The sequence below is a fragment of the Candidatus Binatia bacterium genome, assembly GCA_036504975.1.
Classification (GTDB): Bacteria; Desulfobacterota; Binatia; order UBA9968; family UBA9968; genus JAJPJQ01.
Genome location: DASXUF010000074.1, coordinates 1 through 8,506 on the forward strand (window position 1 = coordinate 1; position 8,506 = coordinate 8,506).

9 protein-coding genes are annotated in these 8,506 nt (G+C 59.1%); 4 read left to right on the top strand and 5 right to left on the bottom strand.

The features are described 5' to 3' along the window. The 5 genes from VGL70_09265 to VGL70_09285 form a co-directional block, all read right to left on the bottom strand. Positions 1-150 (bottom strand): acetyl-CoA C-acetyltransferase (locus VGL70_09265; protein HEY3303708.1); only part of this gene is annotated, 150 nt, incomplete at its 3' end. Beyond that, positions 147-1,784: an AAA family ATPase gene (locus VGL70_09270; protein HEY3303709.1), complete on the bottom strand. Its 1,638-nt coding sequence runs from the start codon at positions 1,782-1,784 to the stop codon at positions 147-149. The genes VGL70_09265 and VGL70_09270, both read right to left, overlap by 4 nt. Before the next feature lie 130 nt (positions 1,785-1,914). After that, positions 1,915-2,859 carry a sigma 54-interacting transcriptional regulator gene (locus VGL70_09275; GenBank protein HEY3303710.1) on the bottom strand — a complete coding sequence of 315 codons (945 nt, stop codon included), beginning with the start codon at positions 2,857-2,859 and terminating at the stop codon, positions 1,915-1,917. Positions 2,860-2,869: 10 nt separating this feature from the next. Further along, positions 2,870-3,370, bottom strand: a complete 501-nt coding sequence (locus VGL70_09280) for a hypothetical protein (GenBank protein ID HEY3303711.1) — start codon at positions 3,368-3,370, stop codon at positions 2,870-2,872. A gap of 160 nt (positions 3,371-3,530) precedes the next feature. Next, complete coding sequence (locus tag VGL70_09285) at positions 3,531-4,043, bottom strand: hypothetical protein (protein ID HEY3303712.1); 513 nt, start codon at positions 4,041-4,043, stop codon at positions 3,531-3,533. A gap of 298 nt (positions 4,044-4,341) precedes the next feature. On the opposite strand from VGL70_09285, the gene VGL70_09290 reads away from it, so the two are divergent. The 4 genes from VGL70_09290 to VGL70_09305 are packed head-to-tail and all read left to right on the top strand — an operon-like array spanning position 4,342 to position 8,482. Continuing rightward, positions 4,342-5,496, top strand: coding sequence for a 2-hydroxyacyl-CoA dehydratase (locus VGL70_09290; protein HEY3303713.1), 1,155 nt, complete (start codon positions 4,342-4,344; stop codon positions 5,494-5,496). A 13-nt stretch (positions 5,497-5,509) separates the two neighbouring features. Then, positions 5,510-6,808, top strand: a complete 1,299-nt coding sequence (locus tag VGL70_09295) for a 2-hydroxyacyl-CoA dehydratase family protein (GenBank protein ID HEY3303714.1) — start codon at positions 5,510-5,512, stop codon at positions 6,806-6,808. After that, positions 6,805-7,650 carry an acyl-CoA dehydratase activase gene (locus tag VGL70_09300; GenBank protein HEY3303715.1) on the top strand — a complete coding sequence of 282 codons (846 nt, stop codon included), beginning with the start codon at positions 6,805-6,807 and terminating at the stop codon, positions 7,648-7,650. Before VGL70_09295 ends, VGL70_09300 begins: the two co-directional genes overlap by 4 nt. A 13-nt stretch (positions 7,651-7,663) precedes the next feature. Further along, positions 7,664-8,482, top strand: a complete 819-nt coding sequence (locus VGL70_09305; protein HEY3303716.1) for an acyl-CoA dehydratase activase — start codon at positions 7,664-7,666, stop codon at positions 8,480-8,482. Positions 8,483-8,506: the final 24 nt, after the last annotated feature.

Sequence of the window (8,506 nt, forward strand, 5' to 3'; positions counted from 1 at the left end):
TTCATCAACTTCACCGCCGTCGACTCCGGCTCGACCTAGCGCCGCGGCGATCACGATGCTTCCCAGCGTCGGGGCAGACAAAGAATTCAACGCGCCGTTGAGACTTCCTATAGGGGTCCTGACCGCGCTGACGATGACCGCGTCCTTCATCGGTCCTCCGCTGGCTGATTCAAGTCGCTCTGTGAAGAATGGGAGCCGGTCTCGTTTCGGCTCTTGGCGAACGAGGCGCGCAAAAACCGCTCGGCATCCCGCGATAGCTCAGCGACGGGAGATTCGGTGTCGAGAGCGAGACGGGGCAGCGCCGATTCCGTTATGGGCTCGAAGAGATCTTTTTGTTTCAGGTAGATTTGCCAGTCGCCGTCCGAAACATCGCGCCCTTCGGCGGCGCGCCTTTGAAGTCGTTCCCGAATGAGTTCTTCCCGTGAATGACAGTAAACGATCGCCACCGGCGCGCCATACTTTGCCGCCGTCTCGAAAACGGCGGCGCGCTGGGTGGCTTTTTGAAACGTGCCATCCAGAATCACTCCTTCTCCGGCGGCGAGATGGCGCTCGGTTTTTTCGGTCATTTTGCGATAAACCCTGCCGGTCATGGCGGCGCCGTAGATTCCTTCGCCGAAATGGGCCGGCTCGCGCCGCTCGGGCGCTCCCGCGAGACGTTTGCGCAGGACATCGGAATTGATGACGGCGGCGCCGAGACGGCGCGCCAGCGCGCGCGCTAAAGTGGATTTGCCGCTGCCGGTGAGGCCGCAGATCATCACAACGAACGGCTTCACCCCTTGCCACGTATAACTGTGGGCAAGATCGAAATAGCGCGCCGCCGTTTCGGCCTGGGTGTCGGAGATCAACGAAAAAACTTTTCCCCGCACCAGCGCGCGGTAACATTGATAGAACGGCAAGAGCTCCGGCAGCTCACGATCGTCCGCCAGCTCGAGATAGCGGCGGAGAAATTGCCGGCCCTGTTCTTTGCCCCCGCGCGCCTCCAGGTCCATCAGCAGAAAAGCGACTTCCGATGCCGTGTCAATGCGGCGCAGTTGGGGGCTGAACTCGACGCAATCGAATATCTGAATGCCTTCGGGCGCGAAGCAGACGTGCTCGCAGTGGAGATCGCCGTGCAGCTCGCGCGCGCGTCCCTCGCGCTCCCGGCGGAGCATCAGCTCGGCGCGCTCGTCCAAAAAGCGGCCGCCGAAGGCGCGGATGGCCGCGAGACTCTCGGCGTCGATCGTGCGTCCGACGAAGGGGGCGAGATCCGCCAGGTTTTGCTGCCAAATTTTTTGCGCGCTCGAAAGATGCCCGTACGCGTGCTTCCTTTGGCCCCGCGCGGCCTGAGCATGAAACGGGACCAGGATTTCCGCCAGAGCCGCCATCATTCGCGGCGTCACCTGGCCGCGCTCCAACAAATAATCGAGCATCCGTTTTTCCGGCAGCCGGCGCATGACGAGAACGTATTCCTCGGGGCGAGCGTCGCTGCCCAACTGCCAGCCGTAATCGTCGCGCGAGATCGGCAGGATGCCCAAGTACACCGACGGCGCCAGCCGCCGGTTGAGACGCAGCTCTTCCTCGAGAAAAAATTTTCTCCGCTCGAGCGTGGAATAATCGACGAACGAGTAGCGCACGTTCTTTTTGATTTTGTACGCCAGCTCCCCGGCGAGAAAGACATGGGAGATGTGCGTCTCCCGATGCGCGACTTCAGTCGGCCTTTCAGGATAAAAAGCCGGGTCGAGCATCGCCTGGACGAGAGGCGTCGAGCACGCTTCGCCGACCGGCATGAATTGCGCTGGCTCCATAAATCTTCGACTTTCAGGGACAAAGGAGAGCAATAACGGTGCCAGCGAAATTCTTCCGCTAACGAAGAGATATGGACGAAATTTTCTTAACTTCCGGAAAGAAAGAAAGGATATTCTCGGAAATGAAAGACTAGGAGATGCCTAATTCTTCGAGCTTCCTGTAGAGAGACGAAAGGCTGATGTCGAGGAGCCGCGCGGCTTCTTTTCGATCTTGGCCGGCCTGGTCCAAGACCCGCAGGATGTGCTGTTTTTCGAATTGCTTGGTCGCGTCCTTGAGATTCACAATGAAAGGAGGAATGGTCTCTTCCGCGTTCAACAACGCCGCCGGCAGATTCTTCAGCGTGATCCAATCGCTGTCGGCGAGAATCATCGTGTGCTCGATCACGTTGTCGAGCTCCCTCACGTTTCCCTTCCACGCCAGAGAGGCCAAGACCCCGATCACTTCGGGCTCCGCCCCCTTAAAACTCTTTTTCAATTCCGGATTGTGCTTCCGAATCAAATGCTCGACCAAAATCGGTATGTCCTCGGGCCGCTCGCGGAGCGGCGGGATGTGGATCTCCATGATGTTCAGCCGGTAGTAGAGATCGTCGCGAAAGCGTTTCTCCTCGACCTCTTTTTTCAGGTCGCGGTTCGTGGCGGCCACCACGCGCGCGTCAATGCGCCGCGGGCTCGTGCTGCCGATCGGCAGAATCTCCTTGGCCTCGAGCGCCCGCAAAAGCTTGACTTGAAGATGCTGCGGGATCTCGCCGATCTCGTCGAGAAAAATGGTTCCGCCGCGCGCTTTTTCAAACAGCCCCTCCTGATTGGCGAACGCGCCGGTGAACGAGCCCTTCATGTGGCCGAACAAAAGGCTCTCCAGGAGGGTCTCCGGCAGCGCGCCGCAATTGACCGGTAAGAACAGCTTATCGTGCCGGTCGCTCAGTCCATGAATCGCGCGCGCGACCAATTCCTTGCCGCTGCCGCTCTCGCCGGTGATCAACACGGTGGCTTGCGTCGGCGCCACTTTCTTGACCATTTCGAGGACGTTCAGCAAGAGCTTGCTCTTGCCGATGATCTCTTCCAGGCCGTTCTGCACGTCAGTCTCTCTAGAGTTGCTCGGCGGCCGCGAGAAGGTCCGGGCTGCTGCAAAAACGGCGCAGCGCCGCCTTTAACTTTTGCCGCTGCACGGCCGCGGGCACGCCCAGGTTTTCCAGCGTCTGCGCGATCTTCGGCCCGCCGAGTTGTAAAAGCTTCCCGTAGATGACATCGATCTCGGAGGTTTCGATTTCCACGGCGATCTTGAACGCTTCCTCGCAGGTGATCGACGGCGTGCCCTCGTTCAGGTAGCCGCGAATGTGCTCCTTGAGACGCTCGGCGGTTTCCCTGCTGATGCTCGGGTCCAACTCCTCGTCTTCGTAGTTTTGAATGATGATTTTGCAGGCCAAAAGAATCAGCGCGTGCTGCTCCTCCTGGCGCGCCATCTCCCACCAGAAGTCTCTCAACTCCGGTTTGTCCATAAACAGATGAGAAAAGCGGAAATAGACTTTCCCGACCAGACGCTCGACTTCGGAAAAGGCCTCAAGTGGATCGAAGTTTGGTACAGCCATATGAGCACGTGCCTTGAAACCTAGTTATAGTTTGTTACCCGCGAATTTTCAACTTTTTGCTTGAAGGCGCCCGGCTCGGAGCAGGCGGGCGGCTCCAAGATAGGTCGTTCTGTTGCGGGAGCTAAGGGAGGTGAGGAGCAATTAAGAACTTCGGTTCTTTTCAGGCTTCTTTCAGCCTGTCCCTCAAAAACTCGAGTATCGTGACGTGCTTTTGCGAATCGTGGATCATGCAGCCCATGAGCAAGGCGAATAGTCCCTTGTAGTAACGGCGGCTGACTTTCGTCAGGCTCTTGCACTCCCGGATGCCTTCTTTTTCCGTTCGAATGAACTCTTCGGTCATGGCAAGCAATTCTTTTTTTTGATCGCCCAGGTCGTAAAGGCCGCGAATCGCGTCTTCCGGCTTGGTCCAACTGAGGTCGCCCTTGAGCGTCGCGACCATCGCGTGCGTGACCGCGTGGTGCTTCTCCTCGTCGGAGATAATGAGCTGGAGGAGAAACTTGATCAGAGGCTGGCGAACGTCGGCGGCAACTTCTTTATACTGCCGGAGAAAATCCTTTTCCTGAGTCTCGTGGCTCTCGAATTCGTTCAGTAGCCGTTCGACCTCGGTGATCTCCGGCTCCGGCGGGGCCGCCTCCTGTTGCATATAAAATTCGGTTACAGGCACTCTATTCATAACTTCCTCCTTTCCAAGCAACCGGCGTCGAAGCCGTCGATCAGTTCCGTTTTCGTTATCGAGCAAGCGACATGCCACCGGAAAATTCATTCTGGACGGGAGAAGAGCACCACCGCCGCCGCGCCGGACTCCAAGAATTAAGAATATTCCATCCGATTCTTCCTACTTTTAGGAACTCTCTCCGATCAAAACCATCCGCCAGGCTGATTTCAGAGTCGAAAAATTCCTTGGCATATCGATTGCTCAACTTGCTTGAGCACGGGAGATCGGCACGAATGACCGTTTAGAAAGGCACACCATGGGGATCGAAAACCTGATAGCCGGCTACAGAGAGATCCTGGAAGAATCGCCGCTCGAACCGGCGGCGAAGTGGAAGACGACCCATCCGGGATCCAAAGTGGTCGGCTGCTATCCGGTTTACACGCCGGTCGAGCTGATCCACGCCGCGGGCATGCTGCCGATCGGCATCGTCGGCGGCGGCAACAGGATCGAGATCGCCCACGCCGATTCGCGCTTTCAATCCTTCGTCTGCTCGATCGTGAAGAGCACGCTTGAGCTGGGGCTGACCGACAAGCTCAACTTCGTCGATGGGATGGTCTTTCATTCGATCTGCGATCCGGCACGCAACCTCGGCAGCGTTTTCAAACGAAACTTCCCTCAGATGATGGTGGAGTACATCCACTTTCCGCAAAACATGAAGTCGCGCTCCACCGCGGACTACCTCGCCGCGGAATACAACCGGCTCAAGAAGAGCTACGAAACTCTCGGCGGAAAGACCGTCACCGACGAAGATCTCGGACGGAGCATTCTCCTCTACAACGAGCAGAGAAAATTGCTCCGCGAGCTTTACCGCATCCGTAAAGAAACGCCGCAAAATCTCTCGACGGCGGAGAGTTATGTCCTGATGCGCATAGGAACCCTGATCCCGGCGGAGGAGCATATCGCCATTCTGAAAGAGGCGCTCGTAGAGTTGCGGCAGCGGGACGAGAGGCCCAAGGACCGCATCAAGGTCGTGCTCGAGGGCTCGTTCTGCGAGCAGCCGCCGCTGGAATTGATCGAGGGGTTGGAAGCGGCGGGCTGCTACATTCTGGACGACGATTTCCTGATCGGCTGGCGCTGGCTTGTGGAAGATATCCCGACGGAAGGCGATCCGGTCCGGAACCTGGCGCGCGCGTACATCGATCAAAGCGTCTACTCGGGCGTCAAGCACGACAGCCGCCAGTCCAAATCCAAACACCTGATCGACAGAGTTCGCGAGACGGGCGCCAGCGCCGTGATCTTCCTGGCGGCCAAGTTCTGCGAGCCCGCGCTGTTCGATTACGCGCTCTACCGCAGGACTTTGGAAAAAGAAGCGATCCCGCATCTTGCGCTCGAGTTCGAGGAGAAGATGTGGATCTTCGACAAATCGCGCTCGGAAGTCGAGACGTTCGTGGAGTCCATGCTGTTCGATTGAAAAGGAGCCGACCATGGCGCAAGCAGCCGAAGCGGTGAAGACGACCTACCAGGGGCAGATGCATCTCCTGCAAAAGGAGATCATGGGAAAATACTTTGAGCGCCTCACGCGCGCGGCGGAGCAAGGCGACGGCAAGGCCGTCTACATGCTCATCAGCGGCAACCCGGTCGAGCTGGTTTTAGCCTTCGACATGATCCCGGTTTATCCGGAGATCAACGCGCTGCAGCTCGCGGTGAAAAAAGTTGCGCTGCCTTTCATCCAGAAGGCGGAAGAGATGGGCTACTCGATGGACAATTGCGCCTATGTCAAGGCGGACGTGGGCATGTTCCACTCCGGCCGCAAGACGCCGTTCGCCACGATCCCCCTGCCGTCTCTGATCCTGTGCAATTACGTCGGCTGCAACGTCTACCTCCAGTGGTTCGAGCATCTCGCCGAATATTCCGACGGCGAGCTTTACAACCTCGACATTCCGTTTCTGCACGGGGAATCCGACGAGCCGTCGGCGGCGGACATCACTTACGTCGTCCGCCAGCTCGAAGAGGTCATCGAAGCGTGCGAGCGCATCAGCGGCAAGAAGTTCGACTACGCCAAGCTGCAGCAGATCGTCTCGCGCTCGGCCGAGACCGGCGAGATGTGGGCGAAGATCAAGGCGCTCACGAAAAATACCCCGTCGCCGTTCGATGCCTACTTCGATTCGGTGACGATGATGGCGCCGCTCTACTGTCTCCGCGGCACCGAAGAAGGGCTCAGGTTTTTCGAGACGGCGCTGAAAGAAATGGAAGAAAAGGTCGAGCTCGGAATGGGCCCGCTCCCGGAGGAGCGCTTCCGCTTCGTGATCGAAGGGCCGCCGCCGTGGCCCTACCTGCGCCAATTTCGCGATCTGTTTTCCAAGTGGGGCGCCGTGGCGGTGGCCTCGACCTACTCGACCGTGGGCGGCCTGTGGGAATTCGGCTTCAAGCACGATTCCAACCATCCGCTCGAATCGATCGCCGCGCACATGCTCAAATGGAATCTTACCAACCGGAGCTTCCTCCAGAGATACGAGCAGATCCACCGCTATGTGAAAGAGTGGCACGCCGACGCGCTGGTGATCCATTCGGTCAAGAGCTGCCGGCTTTTCTCCGCCGGCCAGGGCGACATGCGCGAGCATTTCACCAAGGATCTGGGGATTCCCACCTTGCTCGTCGAGTCCGACATCGAAGACCCGCGCTACTTCTCCGAGGCGCAGATGAAGAATCGGATCGACGCGTTTTTCGAATCGCTCGAGCACCAGAAGATGCTGCGCGAGAGCGCGCAGGGAGACGCACGATGATCTATGCCGCAGGCGTGGACGTTGGCTCCACACAGACCAAGGCCATCATCATCGACGAGAAGCGCGAGATCGTCGCCAGGGCTTTGACCGACACGGGCGCCAACGTCACGCGCGCGGCCAACAAGGGCTTCGAGGAGGCGCTCAACGCCGCCGGGTTGAAGCGGGAGCAAGTGGCCTATGTCGTGGGCACCGGCTACGGCCGATACAAGGTCACGTTCGGCGACGCACAGATCACCGAGATCAGTTGCCACGCGCGCGGCGCGAGCTTCCTCTTTCCCAACACCCGCACCGTCATCGACATGGGCGGGCAGGACGCCAAGGGAATCCACATCGGCGCCGACGGCGACGTAAAAGACTTCGTCATGAACGATAAATGCGCCGCGGGCACGGGACGGTTCCTGGCCCACGCGGCGGAGGCCCTCAGTCTCTCGCTCGACGACATCGGCGAAATCGCGATGCGGGCGAAAAATCCGGTCCGCCTGACCACCGTCTGCACCGTCTTCGTCGAGTCGGACATCATGTCGTATTGCGCCCAGGGAAAAAAAGTCGAAGACATTCTCGGCGGCGTGCACAGCGCGATCGCCGCGCGCACGATCTCTCTGGTTCGCCGGGTCGGCATCGAGCCGGAAGTGACGTTCACCGGCGGCGTGTCGCGCAACATCGGCATGGTCCGCGCGCTGGAAGAAAAACTCGGCATGAAGGTCAACGTGAGTCCCGATTCGCACTTTGTCGGCGCGCTGGGCGCGGCGATCTTCGCTCTCGAACGCGCAATGAAAGTTTCGAGTTCCGAGTTCCGGGTTCCGAGTTCAACGCGAGACCCGCAACCCGAAACCCGAAACTGAAAGCGAGGTTTCCATGCTTTTCGTAGCCGGCATCGACATGGGCGCCAAGAGCACCAAGGTCATCGTCATGGATGGCGAGAGAAAGGTGCGCGGCCAGAGCACGATCAGGACCCGGCCTGATTTTACCGCGGTCTCCAAAGACGCGCTCCGGATCGCGCTCGAACAGGCCGGGATCAAAGAGAGCGACCTGAGCTATGTCGCCACCACCGGATTCGGCAGATACAATGTTCCGTTCCGCGACATCCAGATCACCGACATCACCTGCGTCGGACGCGGCGCGGTGTTTCTCTTTCCCAAGACCCGCTGCATCCTCGACATCGGCGCCCAGAGCACGCGCGCGATCCGCGTCCTGGAGAACGGAAAGGTCCACGAGTTTCGCACCAACGACAAGTGCGCGGCCGGCGCCGGCGGCTTCATCGAGCGCGCGTCCAAATATCTGGAGATCACGATCGAGCAGGTGGGCGATCTGTCGATGCGCGCCGACAAGCCGCAGACGATCAGCAGCGTTTGCGCGGTGCTGGCCGAATCGGAAATCATCAACCACGTCTCCAACGGCCAGACCGTGGAGAACATCCTTTACGGCGTGCACCAGTCGCTCGCTTCCAGAGCGATGGCCCTGCTCAAGCGCGTCGGGCTGGAAGAAGAGATCACCTTCGTCGGCGGCGTCGCGCGGCAAAAAGGGATGGTCAAGGCGCTGGAGGAAACGCTCAAGAAAAAAGTCAACGTCAGCGACGAGCCGGAGATGGTCGGCGCGATCGGCGCCGCGCTGCTCGCGCTCAAACGTTTGGAGAAGATCCGCCAGGAGCCGAAAGAACAGGCGATGGTGGCGTAGAACACGCCTGAAAGACAAAAGGAG

What these genes read in the sequence shown, in the direction of transcription:
- VGL70_09270 (HEY3303709.1), bottom strand. Translation starts at nt 1,784, where the DNA reads ATGGAGCCAGCGCAATTCATGCCGGTCGGCGAAGCGTGCTCGACGCCT.
- VGL70_09280 (HEY3303711.1), bottom strand. Translation starts at nt 3,370, where the DNA reads ATGGCTGTACCAAACTTCGATCCACTTGAGGCCTTTTCCGAAGTCGAG.
- VGL70_09285 (HEY3303712.1), bottom strand. Translation starts at nt 4,043, where the DNA reads ATGAATAGAGTGCCTGTAACCGAATTTTATATGCAACAGGAGGCGGCC.
- VGL70_09290 (HEY3303713.1), top strand. Translation starts at nt 4,342, where the DNA reads ATGGGGATCGAAAACCTGATAGCCGGCTACAGAGAGATCCTGGAAGAA.
- VGL70_09295 (HEY3303714.1), top strand. Translation starts at nt 5,510, where the DNA reads ATGGCGCAAGCAGCCGAAGCGGTGAAGACGACCTACCAGGGGCAGATG.
- VGL70_09300 (HEY3303715.1), top strand. Translation starts at nt 6,805, where the DNA reads ATGATCTATGCCGCAGGCGTGGACGTTGGCTCCACACAGACCAAGGCC.
- VGL70_09305 (HEY3303716.1), top strand. Translation starts at nt 7,664, where the DNA reads ATGCTTTTCGTAGCCGGCATCGACATGGGCGCCAAGAGCACCAAGGTC.